Consider the following 21,996-nt stretch of genomic DNA (forward strand, 5'->3'; position numbering starts at 1 on the left):
GTGCCGAAGCTTTCTGATCTTACGGAGCGCGAAATACTCGCGCTTGCCATCGCGAGCGAAGAAGAGGACGGGCATATCTACGCAGATTTTGCCCAGATGCTTCAGACGGATTACCCTGGCAGTGCGGCCATATTTCAGGATATGGTTCTGGAAGAGGATACGCATCGCCGGCAGCTGATCGATCTCTACGTTCAGCGTTTTGGAAATCATATCCCCCTTGTGCGCCGACAGGACGTGCGTGGTTTTCCCGTGCGAAAATCTGCCTGGCAGATGCAAAATCGCGGTATTGAAGCCATTCGTGCACAGGCCGCCGAAATGGAGCGGGAAGCAGCGCTCTTTTATCGTCAGGCTGCATCTCAGACCACAGATGCGGAAGTGCGCAAATTGCTGGGGGATCTGGCGTCCGAGGAAGAACGGCATCAGATCGAAGCTAGGAAAATCGCTGATCGCCGCCTGAGTGATGATCAGCGGGATAATGAGAATGAGGGCAGTCGGCGCGATTTCGTGCTGCGGATCGTGCAGCCTGGTCTTGTTGGCCTCATGGATGGCTCGGTCTCGACCCTTGCCCCTGTTTTTGCAGCGGCATTCGCAACGCACAGCACTCATGCGGCTTTTCTCGTGGGTGTTGCTGCGTCTGTAGGCGCGGGCATTTCCATGGGGTTGGCTGAGGGTTTGGCCGATGACGGCAAGCTTTCAGGCCGTGGCGCACCGCTGCTGCGCGGGTTGATTTGTGGTGCGATGACTTTCGGCGGTGGGATAGGGCATACGCTGCCGTTTCTTGTTCCTGAATTTCATGCCGCTTTCGGCGTTGCCATTTTCGCGGTTGCCGCTGAACTGAGCCTGATTTCGTGGATTCGATGGCGTTATCAGGACACTCCATTTGCGTCTGCTTTCGCTCAGGTCTTACTGGGTGGAGCTTTGGTTTTTGCAACCGGCGTGCTGATTGGAAGTTCCTGAGACCATGATGAACCGTTCTATTTTACGCGCCAGCTTATTTGCTCTGGCTCTTTCGCCCATGATGGCACTTCCGTCTGCGGCTTTCGCTCAGGCGGTACCCGCACAGCTCCGTCCTGCTGATCAGGGTAGGGTAGCCCGCGTTCAGGACACGCTTGCGTCGATCACGACGCTACAGGCTCGTTTTTTACAAACGGCACCGGATGGAAAAACGACGTCTGGCACAGCGACGCTCAGTCGGCCGGGGCAGATGCGCTTCGATTATGATAGCCCGAGTCCGCTTTTGCTCGTCGCGAATAACGGGCGTGTTGTATTTCAGGACCGTAGCGTGGGGCAGGTAACGACGATCCCGCTGGACCGCACGCCGCTGGGGCTGCTCCTGCGCCCTGACCTGCATCTCTCCGGCGATGTTACGGTGACCGGATTCGAGCATACCTCAGGCCAGTTACACGTTACGCTGGAGCGTTCGGATAATCCGGGGGAGGGCAATCTGACGTTGCTTCTGTCCGATTCTCCCTTGGCACTGCTCGGCTGGATTGTGCAGGATGCGCAAGGTCGTTCCACGACGATCGCGCTTTCCGACGTGCATCTCGGAGGTGCAGTCGCGCAGTCCCTGTTTGTTTTGCCAAAAGCTGAAAACTGATCTTTTTCTGGTGGGACGGAAAAATACCGCACCACCAGTTTTCTTCATCGCTTTCTGGAGAGTTCCAGAGCGCGGGCATAAACGGTCCGTTTGGGAAGCTTGATGAACCCGGCAACAAGGGCTGCGGCATCCTTTACGGAATGTGTTTCCAATGCCTCCTCCAGATGACGGTCCAGATCATCCGCGCCACTGTCGTCTTCGGCCGGCGGCCCGATCAGAAGGGTGATTTCGCCACGCGGAGCTGTCTGCTCGAAATGCGACAGAACCTCCGCAAGCGTTCCGCGCACCATTTCCTCAAAACGCTTCGTGAGTTCACGTCCAACTGCGGCTTCACGAGCTGGCCCGAACACCTCAATCAGGTCTTTTAATGTGTCGACCAGTCGATGGGGGGCTTCATACCAGATCAGCGTGGAACGAATCCCAGCCTGCTCGCCTGCCCGAAGAGCTTCGAATGCCCGAACGCGTGCTTCCATCTTGGGTGGAAAGCCCAGAAACATGAACGGCAGGGGAGGCAGACCCGAAAGTGTGAGAGCGGTGACGACGGCGTTTGGTCCGGGGATTGAGGTGATCTCGATGCCTGCTGCAATCGCCGCTCTGACAAGCCTGTAGCCAGGGTCTGACACGAGCGGCGTTCCGGCGTCGGAAACCAGCGCAAACCTGCTTCCATTTTCGAGTTGCTGGATCAGGAACGGTATGCGCTCCTGTTCGTTGTGATCGTGCAGCGTTCTGGTAGGTGTGCTAATATTTCGCGCCATCAGGAGCTTTGCTGTAACGCGGGTGTCCTCGCAAAGGATGGCATCTGCGGAAAGCAGGCTTTCAATGGCGCGTTCGCTGATGTCGGAAAGGTTGCCGATTGGCGTTGCAACCAATATCAGACGCCCTCCTCCTGCCGGATCACGGTCCAGCGGGATTTCAGGCGTAGTGCTCAAGGGAGTTTCAGCGGAACATGGTTTCTCGGACATCTGCATCCTCGGTGGCCTTCGTCGGTACCTATTCTGGCCCGATGGCTCGTCTGCGCAAGGGCGCGCGTATCAGTGTGGCGGCTGGGGCACTGGCGACACTTGCCGCCTGTGCTGGGGGCAACACGCCGCCAGGACCGGGTGTGAACGGTGTTCCCGGAAGTATCAATAGCGCAAATGCCTCACATGATGTGGGGCTTATCCTTCCGCTAACGGGTCGGAACGCTGTGATTGGCGCCCGGATGCGGGATGCAGCAGTGCTTGCCCTATCGAGCCACGGCTCTCCAAAACTGGATATCCATGACAGCAATGGTCCTGGTGGTTCGTTGCAGGCTGTCAATGATGCTGTAGCGCATGGAGACGCAATACTTCTGGGGCCATTGACCGCCACTGACACGGCAATGGTATCTCCAGTTGCGCTGAATGCTGGCCTGCCGGAACTGGCTTTTACCAGTGATTCCGGCAATGCGCGGCCCGGTGTCTGGGTATTGGGTCTGACGCCAGAGCAACAGGTGCGCCGCATGATTGATGCTGCACGTGCTACCGGCCGCAAAACCTTCGCAGCCTTCCTGCCTGATAATGCTCTCGGTCATGCCACGGGAGACGGATTGGTGCGGGCTTGCCAGGATGCAGGTCTTGCGGTCCCCCAAATTGTCTATCACTCTGCTGATCCGCAGAGCATTGTCAGCGGGTTAAAAACTCTTTCTGCGATCGACACGCGCATGCCCGCTACTGCCCCGGTCGTGGCGCCACCTGTTGCCGATGGTCCGTCAGCTATTGATCCTGTAGCCGAGGCGCCTCCTGCCGCTCCCGTGTCTGCTGCTCCGGCCGCACCAGCTCCTGCGGTGGCTGTTCCGCCGCCGCCATTTGATGGTCTTGTTCTCGCAGATACGGGTTTGGCGCTCGCGCAGGTTATTGCCGAGCTGAAGGCCGATCATATCGACGCCAGCAATGTCCAGATTATGGGGCCAGCATTGTGGAAGGCTTTCGACGGCAAGCTCGGTGCTCTGCATGGCGCCTGGTATGCCGCTCCGGATGCGCGTGATCGCAATGGATATGTTGCGCAGTATCGCGCCGTCTATCATCAGCCGCCATCGCCTGTGACGGATCTTTCGTATGATGCGGCGGCTCTTTCAGGCGCTCTGATCAAGCAGGGGGGTGTGACGGCGCAGGGCCTGACACGTGCTGATGGATTTATGGGAGTGGACGGTCTGTTCCGTCTTCTGCCGGATGGTCATGTGACACGTGCCCTGGCGATTTTTCAGATTCAGCCAGGTGGCGGGGCAAGGATCGTTGTTCCAGCGTCTCGGGAGATTGCTGTTCGCCCGAGCTGAGGCTCAGGCGACGGCGATTTCAGCCAGCGGAAGAACAGGGCGGATCGTGTGAAGCGCCAGTTCGAAGCTGGCGTAGCTGCCAAGCTCATGATTGCGCAGCTGATCGATCAGGATCCAGCGCATACCCTGCGGGCGAAGCATATAGGCTGGATCGGGGTTCTCGCGGACCCATACCAGAACGTGATCGACAGGTGCGTTGCCGTCCATGTCGACCACGCGCTCTGACGTGGTGACTTCAGCATCAAAAAGACCCATTCGCAGACCGGCATCCAGCCAGCGCGAAAGATATTCCCGGTGGCGTGGAAGCAGACCCTGTCGCAGAAGAACGACATTGCTGCTCACGCTGCGGTGAGAGAGTTCGAGAAGCGAAGTTACCTGCGCCATCAGGAAGGTCCTCATCAAAAAAACCAGAACGAAAAGCCCCGGTTGGAAGCGATAAGGTCAGGCTAGTTCGTCAAATGCGCTTTTCACAATCGCAAATGTCACAGATTGCGGTTCTCAAGACACAAAGTTTCCCCACTGTGGCAAATCTGCCATGCGTTTAATGCATGGCTCGAAAGATGCCTATGGCTTCCGATAAAGAGATTTGTCCCAGCGACGATGGAGCCAGAGCCATAGGCCTGGGCGTTTTTCGATCCATTCCTGAAGTCGATTGTTAAGTTTTTGTGTCAAAGCAAGGACATCCGCCTGCCTGTCGCCTGTTGCAACCGGATGGATGGGTGCATCGACCTGCAGAACAAGTCTGGCTGGCCCTTCACGATAGACATGCCCTGTAATGATCAGGGCCTGATGTCGCAGAGCAAATACAGCGGCTGCTGATGCCGTCATGGCGGGACGTCCAAAGAGGGACGCCTCGATTCCGTCATTCATTTTCTGATCGCCCAAAACACCTAAATGACCACCCTGACCCAGATAGCGTAGTGCCGAACGTGCGCCTTTTGAGCCCTTTGGAAACATTGGGACATCCTGACCCATCGCATTCCGGCGAAGATCATGGATCAGGCTGTTTACGCCTTCGTTGCTTGCTGCTCTGTAGAACGATGCAAATGGAAGACCGTGCCGTGCGACGACTGGCGGCATCAGTTCCCAGTTTCCGATATGCCCGGAAAAGAAAATAACGGGCTTGCCCGATTGTCTGGCCGTCTCAAGGTGCTCCGCTCCCTCGACGCGCCAGCCGGGGCCGGAAGGGCTGTTATGAGGCAGGGCTGCGATGTGGGGAAATTCTCCGATGGTACGGCCCAGATTTTCCCAACATTCCCGGACGATGCGTTTACGTGCGCGGGCATTTAGATAAGGGAGTGCGAGTTTAAGGTTCGTATTGGCAATGCGCGAAACTGGAAGTCGCGGACCAATGAACCGGGCCGTCATGCCGCCCAGTGTTGACGCTGCTGCGGGGGGGAGCGTTCTGAGGGCATGAAGCAGGAGGCGCGCCACAGTTGCTTCGGTTTTGTGCAGTATTTTTTTCATGGAGTAGGGATCAGGAGGTCCAGCAGGCGATCAGGGAAGGCTGAGTCCATCCATCGCAGTTCGACCGTAATCACCTGGATCTGGCTCCGGAACGTGGCTGGAAGCTTCACGGCATCCTTTGTGGTTGTGACAAGTGTTGTCCCGGGCTCCCGATTCAACGCTTCGAGGCGCCGGATATCACGCGCACCGTATTGATGGTGGTCCGGGAAAAAGATTGTTCTGACAGGATTGATGCCAGCGTCGCGGAGCATATCGAAGAATTTTTCCGGTCGGCCGATGCCTGCAAAGGCCACCACCCGTCTGCCCTGAAGATTACGGATTTCGGGGCCGGGGATCAGTCTGGCCTGCGTGCGATGTGACGGCTGTGGAAGATGTGCGATCAGCTTGTGAGTGTCATCACCAATTACGACAAGTGCAGATGCACGATCCAGCGCATCGGCCAGTGGCTCGCGTAATGGCCCGGCTGGGAGCACGCGACCATTTCCAAAGGCGCTCGGCCCGTCCACGACAAGGATGGAGACATCCTGATGCAGTGTCGGATTCTGAAAACCATCATCCATGACGAGACAATCCGCGCCATGGCCAACGGCACAAAGCGCGGTTTCAGAGCGATCAGCGCCAATCCATGTCGGGGCGGCGGCCGCGAGCAGGAGAGGTTCGTCCCCGACGTCGCGCGGCTGATGCACGCGCAGATCTACGAGGATCGGCCCCTTTTCACTCCCGCCATGGCCGCGACTTAGGATATGCGGGCTCATACCCCGCTCCTGAAGGCGTTTGACCAGATCCAGTGTGAGTGGTGTCTTGCCGGTGCCGCCTACGGTTACATTGCCGCAGCACAAAACAGGGACATTTGCCTGAAAGGGTGTGCGACGCCTGCGTCGGCGGCCCAGACGGGTCGTGATGGAAGAAAAAGGTACGAAGGCCGCAGTCAGGAGAGACATTCCCGGACGGGACCAGAAGCGGGGAGGGTGCAGCCTCATTGGTCGAGCGTGTCCAGAATCCGTTTGCAGAGCGGGGGAATGACGGAGTGTCCGAAATTCGTTCCTGACGGGAGTTCAGATGGGGCGGAAATCAGCCATTCGGCGAGTGTTAATGGATCGTATACGGTCTGAAGGGTTCCAGCCAGCATCGTGGATGCCTCCCGCCAGTTTTGCATCAGAGGGCCAGTGGCCGTGGGGACGTTCAAACGCAGGGGCTCGAACGGATTGTGACCGCCGCCCTTTCCGGACAACGAGTTCCCAATAAAAGCATGATCCGCGAGCCGGTAGAAAAGGCCGAGTTCACCAAGGGTATCCGCAATCCAAACAGGTGTATCCCAGTCCGGTAGTTTTTTCTGACTGCGTCTGGGGGCGTGAAGCTGCTCCGCGATTTCCTGGCCCCGAGATGGGTGGCGCGGCACGATAACAGTCAGAAGATCTGGGTACGTTTTGCGGGCAATACGGGCGGCTTCAGCAATGATGGTTTCTTCGCCTGGATGGGTTGACGCGGCAACGAAGACAGGCCGTTTTCCGATATGGGAGCGGAGGGTTGTGAGTTCTTCAGAGTCAAAGGGTAGCGCTGGAGCATCCTGCTTCAGATCACCGTATTCGTAAACCGGAGAGGCGCCCAACGCCTTGAAGCGTCCGGCATCTTCGGGGCCGCGGGCTGCAATCCAGTCAAGGCGGGAAAACATTTTTCTGGCAATGCCGGGCACATGTTTCCATCTGCGGGCGCTACGATCTGAAAGGCGCCCGTTGATCAGCATGACGGGAATGGCTCTGCGGCCACAGGCAGCAATGACGCCGGGCCAGAGTTCACTCTCTATGAACGCAGCGCCATCCGGACGCCAGCGATCCAGAAAACGGCTGATCCAGCGTGAAACATCATGAGGGATGAAACGATGGATCACACGTTTGCCAAACTCTGGATAGCGAGAAACGATTTCGCTGCCGGTAACTGTGGCCGTTGTGAACAGGACGGATAAATCGCTGCGTTCTTTCAGCAGCGCATCCAGCAGGGGAAGCGCAGAAAGTGTTTCCCCTACGCTCGCAGCATGAAGCCACAGAAGTTGTCCCTCGGGCCGTTTGCCTCCGCCCAGACCCATGCGTTCACGCAGGCGGTCTGGAAGTTCCCTGCCTCGTGCCAGACGTACCCGCAGCATCATGGTCAGGGCGGGGGCAATCACCGTTCCCATAAGGCGCCACACGCGATCAGTGGGCGTTTGCTTCTGGGCTGCAAGAAGATCATCTGCCCTGCGGGATACATCTATCAGGGCTGTACGTAGTGTTTCGGCGTCGGGCTGGAAGAGGGGTTTTCCCAGAACGAAATTGCCCTGCCTGAAAGGGAGGGGAAATGCCAACCCGTCCCATGAGGGCAGGCGTGGATTATTCGAGGCCATCCCAATTGGCACTATCGGGCATTTTGCAAGGCGGGAAAGTGCGATGGCACCGGGATGAAGCTGTTCGGCCGGGCCGCGTGGTCCGTCGGGCGTTATCGCGACGATCGCGCCATCATTCAACTCACGCAGGGCCTTACGCAGAACTGCGGCGCCTCCCTTGTCTTTGCCGCGTTTGGAAGACGATCCATGTATGCCGATGAAGCCCCAGGGACGCACGATATCGGCAATCAGGCGGCCATCCCTGTTCTTGGACACCATCATGCGGAAGGAGAGTTTTGGCTCGATTGATCGTGCCCAGAAGCATAGCGCGGGACTCAGAGTCAGCGATCGGTGCCAGAATGCGACGAGTGTTCCTGCGCCTGCGGTCGTCACGATCCTGCGGGTCTGAGCAGGGCCGGAGACCTGCCAGCGTGACGTTCGCAGGCAGATCCCCAGCCAGATACGGATCAGACGGGTGGGCGCTATCATGGGTCTTCCGGTAGCACGCGCCGGAAGTGGGAGCAAAATCCTGTTCTTAGGAAGCGGGAGCCGGAAAAGTTAACGGAGTTGATGATCTGCTTTTATGCTGAAAAAAGTTGCGCGGGCGAAGTCTGGCTTGCGAGCAGGCAAAGCGTCCGTTTCACCGACAACGGCTTCAAACCATACAGGGTGTGCTGCAACAGCAGGTGCCACGGGAAACATGTTTTTCGTCCCGTTAACCGTAATGGTTATCACTCCTTCAGGGGCGGTACTGATGCTGTAATCGATCCGGTTTTGTGGATAGACCGCGCCTGACACAACGCTCTGCGGCCCGTGACCAGCATTTACAGAAGACGTTACGTGATTGCCGTCCGTTTCCAGGGTCGCAACCGGCCCCTCGGCATTCCTAAGGCGGCCGATCAGCATACGGCCATTCCATGGCAGGTGATCAACCTGCATGGCTGCCTGCATATGAGATGTTCCCTGCTGCATGGACCAAGCGTTTTCTTCCCGCAAAACCGTAACTGGCGCCGTATCATGCCCCGCATATGGCTGACGGCTCGTTGTGGTTAGCGTAACTGCGCCCGAAGCCGGATCTCGTGTGTAAAAAATGCTGTGGTAGCCCTGCCTGAGGCGTGTAGACGGCACGGTTTCAACGCTTACGCGGTTGGCAGGCTGTTGCAATGCCAACGGCTGGGTTTGACCGGTCTGCACTGCTTTCAGGTCCATGGCAGATGCAGGAGCAGCCAGGAAAATAGCGACGCAGGCGCCGGACATAAGGCGGGAAAGCAGCACGGTAAAAATCCTTCATGCAGTGCGTCGAAAAAACTGTCGGTTTCCCAACGCTGGAACTGCCCGGAGGGAGGCAACTCCAGCTGAGGGAAATCGCTTAGCGGCTCATGAGCACGGTGAGGTTTGCGTTCTCCAGAATGTGACGCGTAACACCGCCGAGGATCATTTGGCGCAGACGGGAATGAGAATATGCACCCATGCTCAGCATATCGGCTTCGAATTCCTGCGCTGCTGTCAGAAGGCCTGAACCGACACTCCGGTCTATAGGCTCGAAAGTGCGCGCCGTGGCGGAAATTCCATGAAGGCGCAGATACGCCAGAACGTCTTCCGCCTCGGGACCGCGACGCTGATACGTTGGGCTGGTCAGGATCTGGACGGCCTCTGCGGTCTTTGCCCAAGGGAGAGTGCAACGGAGCGCCAGAGATGATTCAGGCGTACCGTTCCAGGCGATCGCAATACGCTTGCCGACGCTTTTCGGGGGCTTCGGAGGTGCGATGACAAGCGGGCGTCCGCTGTCAAAAAGGATGGCATGCAGCGTCTCGGAGGCACGTGGATCAGCATCCGTCGCCAGGAAAGGAACGAGCGTCATGTCGGCCAGACGGGCGCGCCAGGTGATGGCGTCATGCTCCGATCCGTCCAGAACATCGAGACTTGCGCTCACATGCTCGCCCGGTGGGCTGCTTGCGGAGGATGGGCTGTAACGTTCGATGGCATTCTGGCGCATCAACGCATCGAAATAGGCCCGGACCTCTATGGCGCGGCGCTGGGCTTCGTTTGCGGCAGCATCAATCATTTCACTGACCATGCCTGCAGACAGACCTTCTCCTGCGAGAGTGGCAACCTCGGATGGGTCACTGCCAACTACGACTGCAGAAAGGTGTGCCTCGAAGCGTTTGGCAAATTCCAGAGCGATCCCCATGACCGATTCCAGATCGCCGGAGCCGTTAAGGGGGAGGAGGATGTTCTTGATGTTGTTGAGCATGGGCGGTTTCCCCCGGGTCCTGAAAGCAAAAATTTTCTTATCTATTACGGATAAAGACGCGTGACGTTCCATTCCGTGCCCGAGCGTTTCCAGACTGCGCGGTCATGAAGGCGGAAAGGCCTGTCCTGCCAGAACTCCATGGCGTCAGGCACAACGCGGAAGCCGGACCAGTTTGCGGGGCGAGGGATGTTTTCTTCGCCATAGCGCTCTTCGGTCTCTCTCAGGCGCTCTTCAAAGAGTTCGCGGCTGGCCAGTGGTCTGGACTGATCTGATGCGATGGCACCAAGGCGTGATTTTGGAGAGCGGCTCGCAAAATATGCATCTGCTTCCTGTGGGCTGACAGGCACGACTGCCCCTTCAATGCGGATCTGGCGGCGCAGTGATTTCCAGTGAAACAGCAAGGCAGCATGCGGGTTCGCTAACAGCTCTCCGCCTTTGCGGCTTTCCATGTTTGTATAAAAGACAAACCCACGCTCATCCGCGCCTTTGAGTAGCAGCATTCGCACTGAAGGGTGGCCATCGGGCGTGGAGGTTGCAACGGCCATGGCGTTGGGATCATTCGGTTCGGATTTTTCAGCATCCGACATCCATGCCGCGAAAAGCGTGAAGGGGTTCGCAGTCAAATCAAGCAGCGGGTTACCGGTCTGCTGGGCTGGGGTATGGTTCATGGTTCTGCATCTCCCTCTGGTCCACGCATCATAATCGGTCTCGCCAGCGGCTCAAACTGGCAGCGTTCAAGAAGCTGAAATGTAATATGCCAGCGGCTTGCCAAGGGTTTTCCGGAGCATCAAGGCCCGTGTGTTGCATTTCCGTTGCGTCGTAAATTGTGAGCAGCCACGCACTAAGCGCACTTGTCCGTGGCCTGCGCTTGTGCGACCACGACCCTAATCCGCAAACGCGATTCAGGAAGCTGAAAACATGTCAGAAACCGAAGACAACATCCCGGCGCCGGTGACCGGTACCCTCATGAAGGGTAAACGCGGCATCGTCATGGGCGTTGCAAACAAACATTCTATTGCCTGGGCAATTGCCAGTGCCTGTGCTGCACAGGGTGCTGAACTTGCATTCACCTATCAGGGTGAGGCTCTTGGTAAGCGCGTTCGCCCGCTTGCTGAAAGCGTAGGCTCCACTCTCGTTTTGCCTTGTGACGTGAGCGATGATGCCGCGATCGACGAAACCTTTGCCGAAATCGAAAAGGTTTGGGGTAAGATCGACTTCCTCGTGCACGCCATCGGTTGGGCAGACAAGCAGTATCTGCGTGGACGGTATGTTGATACCCCGCGCGAAGCATTCCTGCAGGCCATGGACATTTCGTGTTATTCCTTCACGGCCGTTGCCCGCCGCGCCGCCGCGATGATGAACAAGGGTGGTTCGCTCCTTACCCTGACCTATCTGGGTGCGGAGCGCGTGATGCCCCATTATAATGTCATGGGTGTTGCGAAGGCGGCTCTTGAGGCTTCCGTACGCTACATGGCAGCGGACCTTGGCCGTGATGATATCCGCGTGAACGGTATCTCCGCAGGCCCGATCATGACGCTGGCGGCCAATGGTATCAGCGATTTCCGTTATATCCTGCGCTGGAACCAGCTTAACGCACCGATGGAGCGCAACGTCTCTCTTAAGGATGTCGGCGGTTCCGGGATGTATTTCCTGTCCGACCTGTCCAGTGGTGTTACGGGCGAAGTCCATCATGTGGATTGCGGTTATCATGTCGTTGGCATGAAGAACCCGGAAGCCCCCGATATCGCCGTGGTCTCTTCCGGAGATTGATATGTCGGACAACAGCTTCGGGCATCTGTTCCGCGTTACAACATGGGGGGAAAGCCATGGACCAGCGATCGGTTGTGTCATTGATGGCTGCCCGCCACGCCTGAAGCTGTCCGAAGCGGATATCCAGCCATGGCTGGATCGTCGCAGGCCCGGGCAATCCCGTTTCACAACCCAGCGCCGGGAACCGGACGAGGTGAAAATCCTTTCCGGCGTATTTGAGGGCATGACAACCGGTACGCCGATTTCGCTCATGATCGAGAATACGGACCAGCGCTCCCGTGATTATGGGGAAATTGCCGAGCGGTATCGTCCCGGTCACGCCGATATTGCGTATGACATGAAGTACGGGATTCGGGACTATCGCGGTGGTGGCCGTTCCTCCGCCCGTGAAACCGCAATGCGCGTTGCAGCCGGTGCGGTTGCGCGCGTGCTTCTGAAAACGCTTGTGGGCGAGGGGGTTCAGATTCGTGCGGCGCTGACGGGTATCGGTGGCCATCAGGTCGATCCTGCCCGTTGGGACTGGGACGAAGTGGAGCGAAATCCGCTTTGGTGCCCGGACGCAGATTCGGTCTCGTCCTGGCAGGAACTGCTGGACTCGGTCCGCAAATCCGGATCCTCGATCGGCGCGACTGTTGATGTTGTCGCTGAAGGGTTACCAGCCGGACTCGGAGCGCCTGTCTATGGGAAGCTTGATGCGGATCTCGCATCGGCGCTCATGGGCATTAATGGTGTGAAGGGGGTCGAGATTGGCGATGGTTTTGCAGTCGCAGCCCTTCGCGGTGAGCAGAACGCGGACCCGATTGCGCCTGGTCCTGTGTTTGCATCAAACCATGCTGGGGGAATTCTGGGTGGAATTTCAACGGGTCAGCCCATTGTTGCCCGCTTTGCGATCAAGCCAACCAGCTCGATCCTGACGCCTGTCCCTAGCATCAACCGCAAGGGTGAGGCCGTTGATGTGAGCACCAAGGGGCGGCACGATCCCTGTATCGGAATCCGTGCGGTGCCTGTGGCTGAGGCAATGATGGCCTGTGTGTTGGCAGACCATCTTCTACGCCATCATGCGCAGTGTGGGTGGGAGCGGCGCTGACCGTCGCTCCCTGGGGCGCTCAGTTTTCCAGCCGCGCATCCAGCGTGATTTCGGTGTTGAACAGTTTCGACACCGGACATCCCACCTTCGCTTTGTTCGCGCATTCGTCGAACCGGGCATCGTCTGCGCCGGGCACGACGCCGCGCAGAATGAGATGGACCTTGGTAATGGAAAAGCCGTCCCCTGATTTGTCCAGAGATACGATTGCCTTTGTATCCAGTGACGTAGCAGTAAAGCCTGCCTCGCCCAGAATCATGGACAGGGCCATCGTGTAACAACCCGCATGTGCTGCGCCGAGGAGCTCCTCGGGGTTCGTGCCGGGTTTATCTTCGAAGCGCGTGTTGAAGCCATAAGGCTGGGCCTCCAGCGCGCCGCTCTGTGTCGAAATCGTGCCTTTGCCGTCTTTCAGGCCGCCGCTCCAATGGGCGGATGCAGATTTGTCGATACTCATGGGTGACGCTCTCCAGATGTTGAGTGGCTCCAGTCTTCAACGTGGCAGGGTAGGCAATGTTGCCTGCTTCCACGGCGGGAATATCGGATCGCATTATCGTGTCGTTTGTGGCTGGAATGCCATATCGCGCCAACCGCATGAGGATAGATGCGGGCTTGTGGCGGTTTTCTGCGCCAAACACTATATCTAGGGGTGTGGACAGATTCCGTGCCATAGATGTGCGATGTTGCTGGTTCACAGCAGAACAGATTTTTCAAGAGAATTGATTGCTTGCGATGGCTCTCCAGTCGTGGAATTGGAGTGATCAACCAAGCAAAATTCTATACGCCGGAGACAGCGAATGACACTTCATGACGTGACGATGGACACATCCCATCCGGCTGACCGCCCTCATGATGTTCGTCCCGTTTCCGACCACCCACCCTGCGCTGAGCCAGTAACGGGCATTGAAGAAACACCGGACATGTTCGATGATGTCGTGCAGCTTCCGGGGCATCACGCAGTTCGCGTTGACCGCTCTCGTGATTCGTTGCTGACAGATTTCGGCAAGGCCACTCTGGACAACCGATATCTGCTCGAGGGTGAGCATTATCAGGACCTGTTCGGGCGTGTTGCTTCATATTATGGCGCGGATGCAGGCCATGCACAGCGTATTTACGATTATATTTCCAAGCACTGGTTCATGCCGGCGACGCCGATCCTGTCCAATGGCGGCACATCGCGCGGCCTGCCCATTTCCTGCTTTCTGAACGAAGCGGAAGACAGTCTGGAAGGGATCGTCGGGCTCTGGAATGAGAACGTCTGGCTGGCGTCCAAGGGTGGCGGTATCGGTTCCTATTGGGGCAATCTGCGTTCCATCGGCGAGAATATCGGCCGCAACGGCAAGACATCCGGCGTCATCCCGTTCATCCGCGTGATGGACAGCCTGACGCTTGCGATTTCTCAGGGAAGTCTGCGTCGTGGATCGGCGGCGGTTTATCTGCCGGTCTGGCACCCTGAAATTGAAGAGTTCACTGAAATGCGCCGCCCCACAGGTGGCGATCCGAACCGTAAGGCGCTGAACCTTCATCACGGCGTGCTGGTGACGGATGCGTTCATGCGCGCGGTTGAAAAGGACGAAGAGTGGGCGCTGCTGTCTCCCAAGGATCACAGCATCATCCGCAAGGTTTCAGCGCGTTCGCTCTGGATCCGTATCCTGACGGCCCGCATGGAGCAGGGCGAGCCTTACGTGATCTATTCCGATCACGTGAACAACGCCCGTCCCCAGCACCACAAGCTTGCAGGCCTTGAGGTCAAGACATCCAATCTCTGCGCCGAAATTACGCTGCCCACCGGCATTGATCATCACGGTAAGAATCGCACGGCAGTCTGCTGCCTGTCTTCGCTGAACCTGGAAACCTGGGACGAGTGGAAGGATGATCCTCAGTTCATCGAGGATGTCATGCTGTTCCTCGACAACGTGCTGCAGGACTTTATCGACCGTGCCCCGGACGATATGGAGCGCGCAAAATATGCTGCGGCCCGTGAGCGTTCGGTCGGGTTGGGAGTGATGGGTTTCCATTCCTTCCTTCAGGCGCGCTCGATCCCGTTTGAAAGCGTGATGGCGAAGGTCTGGAATCGCAAGATATTCAGCCATATCCGTGAGCAGGCTGACGCTGCTTCGAAGCATCTGGCAGAACTGCGCGGCCCATGCCCGGATGCCGAGGAATACGGCATCATGGAGCGTTTTTCGCATAAACTTGCGATTGCTCCGACGGCTTCCATTTCGATCATTACCGGAAACGCAAGCCCTGGCATCGAGCCGATTAGCGCGAATGTCTTTTTGCAAAAAACGCTGTCAGGCTCTTTCACTGTCCGTAACCGTCATCTTCAGAAGCTTCTGCAAGAGCGCGGACAGGATAATGACAAGGTCTGGAGCTCAATTACCCTGAACAAGGGGTCCGTTCAGCATCTCGATTTCCTGACACAGGACGAGAAAGACGTCTATAAAACGGCGTTCGAACTGGATCAGCGCTGGATTGTGGAACACGCCGCAGATCGTGCGCAGTTCATCTGTCAGGCACAGTCGGTTAACCTGTTCCTGCCGGCGGATGTGCATAAGCGTGACCTACATCAGATCCATTATCAGGCATGGAAGAAGGGTCTGAAGTCCCTTTATTACTGCCGTTCGCTCTCCATCCAGCGCGCTGATGCCGTGTCTACGGTCGCGCTGAAGAGCGATATTCTAAATGAAGAAGAATATGTGGTCCCGCTCACCGCTGCCCCGCGTGGCGAGATGAGCACTGGTGATTACGAGGAATGCCTGAGCTGCCAGTAATGGCTGGCAGCTTGCGAGAGGATGAAGCGATGAGCGACACAAACAAGACGCCCGAGGCTGCTCCGACCGAGCAGCATTTCGATCTGATGACCGCAAATCCGGTCTATAAGCCTTTCCGTTACCCATGGGCCTATGATGCATGGTTGACCCAGCAGCGTGTTCACTGGCTGCCGGAAGAGGTTCCGCTGGCCGACGATGTGAAGGACTGGCACAAGACGCTGACCGAGTCTGAGCAGCATCTTGTGACCCAGATTTTCCGTTTCTTTACACAGGCGGACGTGGAAGTGAATTCCGCGTACATGAAGTATTACAGCCAGGTTTTCAAGCCGACTGAAGTGCTGATGATGCTTTCATCGTTCTCCAATATCGAGACGATTCATATCGCAGCGTATTCGCATCTTCTTGATACCATCGGTATGCCAGAAACTGAGTATTCTGCGTTCCTGAAGTACAAGGAGATGAAAGACAAATACGATTTCATGCAGTCGTTTAACATCGACAGCAAGCGTGAAATTGCGAAGACTATGGCCGCGTTTGGTGCCTTCATGGAAGGATTGCAGCTATTTGCTTCGTTCGCGATCCTGCTGAACTTCCCGCGCTTCAACAAGCTTAAGGGCATGGGCCAGATCGTTTCCTGGTCCGTTCGTGATGAGACACTGCACTGCCTGTCCATGATCCGGCTGTTCAGAACCTTCATCCGTGAAAACCCAGAAATCTGGACTGAGGATTTCCGTGAAGAGCTGACTCAGATCTGCCGGACGACGGTGGAACATGAAGATGCATTTATCGACCTGGCCTTCGAAATGGGTGCGGTCGAGGGGCTCTCTTCAGAGGACGTCAAGCGCTATATCCGTTTCATTGCAGATCGTCGCCTGACCCAGCTTGGTCTGGATCCGATCTATCACAACGATGAAAACCCGCTGCCGTGGATTGATGACATGCTCAACGCAGTCGAGCATGCCAACTTCTTCGAGAGCCGTTCAACGGAATATTCCCGCGCCTCTACATCGGGGACATGGGAAGAAGCGTTCGAAGGTAACGTTTTCGACTGACCATTTTAAAGCTCCGGCAGGGCTTGTCCTTGCCGGAGCACGTTTTCCGCCACGGCCGTGAACTGTCCATCATCCTGATGCAGGATCATGCCCGCTCTCAGGCGGAAAATACTCCGCCCGCCATGAATGGCGCGCAGGATGACCAGCTTTGCTTCGCGTCCGGCTTTTGGCCAGAGCGGATAAAGCTGTAGCGAACCACACCCATGAGAGAGCAGTGTTGCGCAGGCTGTATCCACAGCAGCTGCCGGTAGCGCAAATGTCAGACTTCCGCCCGGTAAAACCCATCGCGTCAGGGTGCTGATCCAGCTGTTCGGGTCTGCCTCCTCAGCGTGCAGCGCAAGGCGTCGGCGACTGTCTGGAGAGGGTGTTCCGTTCGGGTTGTGCCAGGGCGGATTGGCCATGACGTGATGAAAACGACCGTTGGCATTGGGGGCGGAACTGCGCAGACTACGGGGGATGTCAGGCAAACGAGCCTTGATCGCCTCCAGAGTGGCAGTGCCGTGATTGAGACTGAAATTCCGGTTGGCCAGCCCCACAGTCTCAGAGTCGTGCTCCAGCCCGATGCCTTTTAGGTCTTCAATGCGATGGCTGAGGCATAACAGGGCCGCCCCGGCACCACATCCAGCCTCCAGAACGCTCTCACCGGCCAGAGCCGGAACAGCCGCAGCCATGAGGACGGGCTCCAGTCCGGTTCTGTATCCTGCAGAAAACTGCCTGTAGCGAAGGCGCCCCCCAAGAAGGGTGCCATCGCGTTCTTCGGGGCCTGAAACGGGATATAACCGCTTTGTATCGCTATCGTTGTCGTCCAACGGGTTGACCGTCTTCCTGCTGCCGCTCATATGGTCTTCCAACCTTTTGTCCGGCGTTACACTGTGTGCCTGCCTTCCGGTTTCTGGAAAGGTAGCAGGGCGTATCGGATCATATCGTGGCCGCACGGTACAGTGCCAGTGCGGGAAGTGGAGTAGTGACCCTTGGATTCTTCCGCACCGGACGCCGTAGCCGCCGAAACCCAGGAGAAGCGCGTGCTCAAGGACGCCGGAGGCGAGAGCGCACTGTCTGCGTTGTCTGCTTTCCTTGAAGAAGACATGCACGCCTGTAACCGTGCCATTGTTCAGCGGATGCAAAGCCCCGTACCGCTCATTCCGCAGCTGGGAGCGCATCTTGTTGCCGCTGGTGGAAAGCGCCTGCGCCCGTTGCTGACACTCGCCTCTGCGCGTCTGTGCGGATATGAGCCTGCTCCTGATCGTCAGCGGCATGTTGGCCTCGCCGCCTGCGTAGAGTTCATCCACACAGCTACTCTGCTGCATGACGACGTTGTTGACGAAAGCACGCTGCGTCGCGGGCTGGCCTCGGCAAATGCCGTATTCGGCAACAAGGCTTCCGTGCTTGTGGGGGACTTCCTGTTCGCACGTTCGTTCCAGCTTATGACTGCGGATGGTTCGCTCCGGGTCATGGCAATTCTGTCGGCTGCTTCTGCGACGATCGCAGAGGGAGAAGTCTTGCAGATGGCCACGCAGAACGATCTTTCCACGCCAATCGACCGCTATCTCGAAGTTATTCATGGCAAGACTGCGGCCCTGTTCGCCGCAGCATGTCGCGTGGGTGCTGTTCTGACCGATCGCCCGATTGCGGAAGAAGAGGCGCTGGACGCGTTCGGCACGAATCTGGGAATGGCCTTCCAGCTTGTCGACGATGCTCTGGATTATGCCGCAGATCAGCAGACCCTCGGGAAGACAGTTGGAGACGACATGCGTGAGGGCAAGATCACGCTGCCAGTTCTTGCCGCGTATGATGCGGCCACGCCGGAAGAAAAAGTGTTCTGGGAGCGTGTTATCGAGCAGGGCGAGCAGACGGATGCCGACCTTCCGCGCGCTCTGGAGCTGATTGCAAAAACGGACGCGATTGGCGTCACGATTGCACGTGCTCAGACATATGCTGATGCTGCTGTTGAAGCGCTGTCCATTTTCCCAGAAAGCGAACTGCGTGGGCTTCTGGAGCGGACAGTGCAATACACCGTTAACCGGGCACGCTGATCCGATACGCTTAGGCTGGGATACTGACTGGGGAGAAGACCTCCCAGGACGTAAATCCCAGCCTCTCGACAGCCCGTTCGAGCCTTATGCAATCCGACGGAGCCTTGGTCATGAGCAGGCGTGCGGATCGGGCATTGCGATCTTCCTGCGCGATTTGACTCATCACCATGCCAACTTGACGTGCCACTGCAGGAGCCGGGTCGAGCCATGTAACTGGCTGGTCCGCCAGTCGGGTGAATGCGGGCATCAAAAATGTGTAATGCGTGCAGCCCAGACCAATCGTATCGATTTCGGTTCCGAAAGGCTGCTGGAAAAGCTGCCGTAGCTCGCGCCGGACATCATCATCGGCAATCGGCTCCCCCAGAAAGGCTCGCTCCGCCAGGTCTGCAAGGCCGCGCGCGCCGTGTGTCAGCAAGCGACAATCTGCGGCGAAGCGTTGATGCAGATCTATGATGTAGGGTCTGCGTGCAGTAGCTGATGTTGATAGCAGACCTATTGTACGGGTTTGGGAGACGCGTCCGGCCCAGCGAATGGGTGGCACACATCCGACCACTGGAATCTTCAGGCATTCACGCAGTGCGGGAAGCGCAATGGTGCTGGCTGTGTTGCATGCAACGACCAGAATATCAGGCAGCAGCCTGTCACAGGCAGATTTGAGCAGTGAGACGATTCTGAGCGTAAGTGGCGCATCGGGTTGTTCACCGTAAGGAAAGAGCGCCGTGTCTGCCAGGTAGTCAATATGTAGGGTTGGATGGGTGTCGCGCAGTGATTGCACGACACCCATACCGCCGATTCCGGAATCGAATATCAGAACCCGCATGGCAGGGGCTGAGTGGCCCTGCGGCATCAGCCTTCGGCTTTCGCCTTGAGTGCCAGTGCTTCTTCTGCGCTGCCAACACCGCCATGCTTTTTGGACCAGCCGCAGGGGTCTTCAAGGAAACGGCGCACTTCTGCGCTGTCGCGGTCAGAGAAATAGTTGCCGCCAGCACATGCCTCCAGAACATCCCACCAAGTGCACAGAGAGTGCAGGGAGATGTTCATGTCGGAAAGGGTTTTGTGTGCCCCCGGGAAGACGCCATAGAAAAAGACCACAAAAGTGTGATCAACGATGGCGCCAGCATCACGCAGGGCGTTGGCAAAGCGGATTTTAGATGCGCCATCCGTGGTCAGATCTTCCACAAGAAGGGTGCGCATGCCATCGGGAACGTCGCCTTCGATCTGGGCATTACGGCCAAAGCCTTTGGGCTTTTTGCGGACATAAGCCATGGGCGTCATCATACGGTCTGCAATCCAGGCCGCGAACGGGATGCCAGCGGTCTCACCGCCCACAACGGCGTCAATGCTCTCGTAGCCGATATGGCGGCCGATCTTCTCAACTGCCAGTTCCATGATCTTCACGCGGGCGCGGGGGAAGAAGATGATCTTGCGGCAATCGATATAAACAGGCGACTTCCAGCCGGAGGTCAGCGTGTAGGGATCTTCCGGGCGAAAATTGATCGCCTTGATCTCAAGAAGGATACGGGCCGTGGTCAGGGCTGCATCCCGATCCCACTGCGTATGGCGGCTGGACTGGGGGGTATCGCCGGTTTCAGTCATCACGTTCTCCAAAGAATTTCTCCCAGAGATTTACCGGTCCGGGCCGCAGAAGGGTAGGGGGGAAAAGCGATCTCTCATTGTCTTCTTGCACCTGATGGCAGACCCTTTTATGAGAGTGATTCTCATAACAACGTCTCTTACGTGTCAGGACCCCAAAGTGAGCATCGAGACAAGCCGGATCGGACGGAAATGCGAACGCGCCGTCATTACGGCCTATCAGGAACTGCGTGATGTGGGACAGCCGGATATGCAGGCATTTGCTGCCTGCACGACGCTGTATCGCATTCACCACCCTGAATCGTCACTGACTGAAGCACGCCGCCTGGTTGCGGAGTGGATTGATCATCATGTCGTCCGCCAGGACCGCGGGCGTACCCGCGGCTGCGACTGCTGACTTTCAGTCCCGGTCCTTCATCGGTGTGAAGGACCTCTTTTTTTCTCCAACATAGAGCTGCCGCGGGCGATTGATGCGCCCAGCCGGATCTTCGCTCATCTCTTTCCACTGACTGACCCATCCGACTGTTCTCGCGACCGCGAACAGCACGGTGAACATGGAGGTCGGTATTCCCAGTGCCTTGAGGATCAGGCCGGAGTAGAAATCCACATTCGGATAAAGGCCACGGCTGACGAAATATTCGTCCTCGGTCGCAATACGTTCGAGTTCCATGGCAAGATCCAGAAGCGGATCACGATCCAGCCCCAGTTCTTCAATAACTTCATGGCAGGTTGCCTGAAGAATTTTGGCGCGTGGATCGAAGTTCTTATAGACGCGATGGCCAAACCCCATGAGGCGTATGCCGGAATTGCGGTCTTTCACCTTTTCCATGAAAGCCGGAATGCCTTCGCGCGTTCCAATCGATTCCAGCATTGCGAGCGCGGCTTCGTTTGCGCCCCCATGAGCGGGGCCCCACAGCGCGGCTATACCCGCTGAAATGCAGGCGAACGGGTTTGCCCCTGTAGAGCCAACCAGACGCACAGTCGTGGTTGAGGCATTCTGTTCATGATCGGCATGCAGAATTAGGATCCTGTCCATGGCCCGCGCGAGAACCGGGTTCACCTTGTAGTGGTTTCCGGGGCGGGCAAACAGCATGTGCAGGAAGTTTTCGGAGAAGGGCATCGCTTCATCCGGATAGATGAACGGCTCTCCGATAGTGTATTTATATGCCCAAGCGGCAATGGTTGGAATTTTTGCGATCAGGCGGCGCGCTGAGAGATCTCTGGCTTCGGCGCGGGAGACATCAAGCCCATCGTTGTAGAACGCGGAAAGTGCTGCAACGGTCCCACACAGAATGGCCATCGGATGGGCATCACGGCGAAAGCCGTTGAAGAAGTTCCGGATCTGCTCGTTGAGCATGCGGTGCGTGTACATATCCGTGCAGAAATCATGGTACTGCGCGGAGGTTGGAAGCGCACCGTAAAGAAGAAGATAGGCAGTCTCGGTAAAACTGGCGTTCAGAGCCAGTTCTTCAATGGGATATCCCCGGTGCAGCAGGACGCCTTCATCGCCGTCAATGAATGTAATGCTACTGGTGCAGGCTGCTGTTCCACCAAATCCTGGATCGAAAGAGAACATGCCCGTCTGTTGCGAGAGGGTTCTCACATCAATGACAGATGGTCCCATGGACCCGTCAAGCACTGGCAGGGTTGCACCTGCAGCACCAGTTGCAGATTCAACATGCAGCGATGCGGACGTGTTTTTGTTGTTTTCCATCAGAAAAGTGAC

At 57.2% G+C, this 21,996-nt stretch carries 22 protein-coding genes; 9 read left to right on the forward strand and 13 right to left on the reverse strand.

Annotated features, from left to right (window positions below):
* Both mbfA and GWA01_RS03055 read left to right on the forward strand, forming a co-directional pair.
* Positions 1–957 (forward strand): iron exporter MbfA, encoded by a 957-nt coding sequence (mbfA, locus tag GWA01_RS03050; RefSeq protein WP_146793887.1) that lies wholly within the window; start codon positions 1–3, stop codon positions 955–957.
* Between the two features lie 4 nt (positions 958–961).
* Complete coding sequence (locus GWA01_RS03055) at positions 962–1,597, forward strand: LolA family protein (protein WP_146793889.1); 636 nt, start codon at positions 962–964, stop codon at positions 1,595–1,597.
* Between the two features lie 44 nt (positions 1,598–1,641).
* Here the strand turns inward: GWA01_RS03055 and rsmI are convergent, their stop codons facing one another.
* Complete coding sequence (gene rsmI, locus GWA01_RS03060) at positions 1,642–2,466, reverse strand: 16S rRNA (cytidine(1402)-2'-O)-methyltransferase (RefSeq protein WP_146795462.1); 825 nt, start codon at positions 2,464–2,466, stop codon at positions 1,642–1,644.
* A 134-nt stretch (positions 2,467–2,600) separates the two neighbouring features.
* Here rsmI and GWA01_RS03065 point away from each other — a divergent pair, with 134 nt between their 5' ends.
* A complete protein-coding gene (locus GWA01_RS03065; protein WP_146795464.1) occupies positions 2,601–3,890 on the forward strand; it encodes a penicillin-binding protein activator in 1,290 nt (429 codons plus the stop codon).
* Positions 3,891–3,893: 3 nt separating this feature from the next.
* Here the strand turns inward: GWA01_RS03065 and GWA01_RS03070 are convergent, their stop codons facing one another.
* The 7 genes from GWA01_RS03070 to pdxH form a co-directional block, all read right to left on the reverse strand.
* Complete coding sequence (locus tag GWA01_RS03070) at positions 3,894–4,274, reverse strand: hypothetical protein (protein ID WP_186819439.1); 381 nt, start codon at positions 4,272–4,274, stop codon at positions 3,894–3,896.
* A gap of 180 nt (positions 4,275–4,454) precedes the next feature.
* Positions 4,455–5,357, reverse strand: coding sequence for a lysophospholipid acyltransferase family protein (locus tag GWA01_RS03075; protein ID WP_146793893.1), 903 nt, complete (start codon positions 5,355–5,357; stop codon positions 4,455–4,457).
* Positions 5,354–6,331, reverse strand: a complete 978-nt coding sequence (gene lpxK / locus GWA01_RS03080) for a tetraacyldisaccharide 4'-kinase (RefSeq protein ID WP_371858425.1) — start codon at positions 6,329–6,331, stop codon at positions 5,354–5,356. Before lpxK ends, GWA01_RS03075 begins: the two co-directional genes overlap by 4 nt.
* 2 nt (positions 6,332–6,333) lie before the next feature.
* Positions 6,334–8,202 (reverse strand): glycosyltransferase N-terminal domain-containing protein, encoded by a 1,869-nt coding sequence (locus GWA01_RS03085; protein WP_146793897.1) that lies wholly within the window; start codon positions 8,200–8,202, stop codon positions 6,334–6,336.
* Positions 8,203–8,271: 69 nt separating this feature from the next.
* Positions 8,272–8,988: a polysaccharide lyase family 7 protein gene (locus tag GWA01_RS03090; protein ID WP_146793899.1), complete on the reverse strand. Its 717-nt coding sequence runs from the start codon at positions 8,986–8,988 to the stop codon at positions 8,272–8,274.
* A 94-nt stretch (positions 8,989–9,082) separates the two neighbouring features.
* On the reverse strand, positions 9,083–9,967 hold the full coding sequence (locus GWA01_RS03095; RefSeq protein ID WP_146793901.1) for a universal stress protein: 885 nt from the start codon (positions 9,965–9,967) through the stop codon (positions 9,083–9,085).
* Between the two features lie 44 nt (positions 9,968–10,011).
* Entirely contained in the window at positions 10,012–10,635 is a 624-nt protein-coding gene (gene pdxH / locus GWA01_RS03100; RefSeq protein WP_146793903.1) for a pyridoxamine 5'-phosphate oxidase, read from the reverse strand.
* 250 nt (positions 10,636–10,885) lie between these two features.
* On the opposite strand from pdxH, the gene fabI reads away from it, so the two are divergent.
* Both fabI and aroC read left to right on the forward strand, forming a co-directional pair.
* Positions 10,886–11,737, forward strand: coding sequence for an enoyl-ACP reductase FabI (gene fabI / locus GWA01_RS03105; RefSeq protein WP_146793905.1), 852 nt, complete (start codon positions 10,886–10,888; stop codon positions 11,735–11,737).
* Position 11,738: 1 nt separating this feature from the next.
* Positions 11,739–12,824, forward strand: a complete 1,086-nt coding sequence (aroC, locus tag GWA01_RS03110; RefSeq protein WP_146793907.1) for a chorismate synthase — start codon at positions 11,739–11,741, stop codon at positions 12,822–12,824.
* 19 nt (positions 12,825–12,843) lie between these two features.
* Here the strand turns inward: aroC and GWA01_RS03115 are convergent, their stop codons facing one another.
* The gene (locus GWA01_RS03115; RefSeq protein ID WP_146793909.1) at positions 12,844–13,275 is read right to left on the reverse strand and encodes an OsmC family protein; all 432 of its coding nucleotides are present in this window, start codon (positions 13,273–13,275) and stop codon (positions 12,844–12,846) included.
* Positions 13,276–13,738: 463 nt separating this feature from the next.
* On the opposite strand from GWA01_RS03115, the gene GWA01_RS03120 reads away from it, so the two are divergent.
* Positions 13,739–15,592: a ribonucleoside-diphosphate reductase subunit alpha gene (locus GWA01_RS03120; RefSeq protein ID WP_228118443.1), complete on the forward strand. Its 1,854-nt coding sequence runs from the start codon at positions 13,739–13,741 to the stop codon at positions 15,590–15,592.
* A gap of 29 nt (positions 15,593–15,621) precedes the next feature.
* The gene (locus tag GWA01_RS03125; protein WP_146793913.1) at positions 15,622–16,644 is read left to right on the forward strand and encodes a ribonucleotide-diphosphate reductase subunit beta; all 1,023 of its coding nucleotides are present in this window, start codon (positions 15,622–15,624) and stop codon (positions 16,642–16,644) included.
* Between the two features lie 5 nt (positions 16,645–16,649).
* Here GWA01_RS03125 and GWA01_RS03130 read toward each other — a convergent pair whose 3' ends face one another.
* Complete coding sequence (locus tag GWA01_RS03130) at positions 16,650–17,483, reverse strand: tRNA1(Val) (adenine(37)-N6)-methyltransferase (protein ID WP_146793915.1); 834 nt, start codon at positions 17,481–17,483, stop codon at positions 16,650–16,652.
* Between the two features lie 132 nt (positions 17,484–17,615).
* On the opposite strand from GWA01_RS03130, the gene GWA01_RS03135 reads away from it, so the two are divergent.
* Positions 17,616–18,677 (forward strand): polyprenyl synthetase family protein, encoded by a 1,062-nt coding sequence (locus GWA01_RS03135; RefSeq protein WP_228118303.1) that lies wholly within the window; start codon positions 17,616–17,618, stop codon positions 18,675–18,677.
* A gap of 10 nt (positions 18,678–18,687) precedes the next feature.
* Here the strand turns inward: GWA01_RS03135 and GWA01_RS03140 are convergent, their stop codons facing one another.
* Positions 18,688–19,461, reverse strand: coding sequence for a glutamate racemase (locus GWA01_RS03140; protein ID WP_229316030.1), 774 nt, complete (start codon positions 19,459–19,461; stop codon positions 18,688–18,690).
* Between the two features lie 62 nt (positions 19,462–19,523).
* Positions 19,524–20,273: an orotate phosphoribosyltransferase gene (locus GWA01_RS03145; protein WP_186819440.1), complete on the reverse strand. Its 750-nt coding sequence runs from the start codon at positions 20,271–20,273 to the stop codon at positions 19,524–19,526.
* Between the two features lie 109 nt (positions 20,274–20,382).
* On the opposite strand from GWA01_RS03145, the gene GWA01_RS03150 reads away from it, so the two are divergent.
* Complete coding sequence (locus GWA01_RS03150; RefSeq protein WP_228118305.1) at positions 20,383–20,667, forward strand: hypothetical protein; 285 nt, start codon at positions 20,383–20,385, stop codon at positions 20,665–20,667.
* A gap of 3 nt (positions 20,668–20,670) precedes the next feature.
* On the opposite strand, the gene GWA01_RS03155 is transcribed toward GWA01_RS03150, so the two are convergent.
* A complete protein-coding gene (locus GWA01_RS03155; RefSeq protein WP_146793924.1) occupies positions 20,671–21,984 on the reverse strand; it encodes a citrate synthase in 1,314 nt (437 codons plus the stop codon).
* Between the last annotated feature and the right edge of the window lie 12 nt (positions 21,985–21,996).

It is taken from the genome of Gluconobacter wancherniae NBRC 103581 (assembly GCF_007988885.1).
GTDB classification, from domain to species: Bacteria; Pseudomonadota; Alphaproteobacteria; order Acetobacterales; family Acetobacteraceae; genus Gluconobacter; species Gluconobacter wancherniae.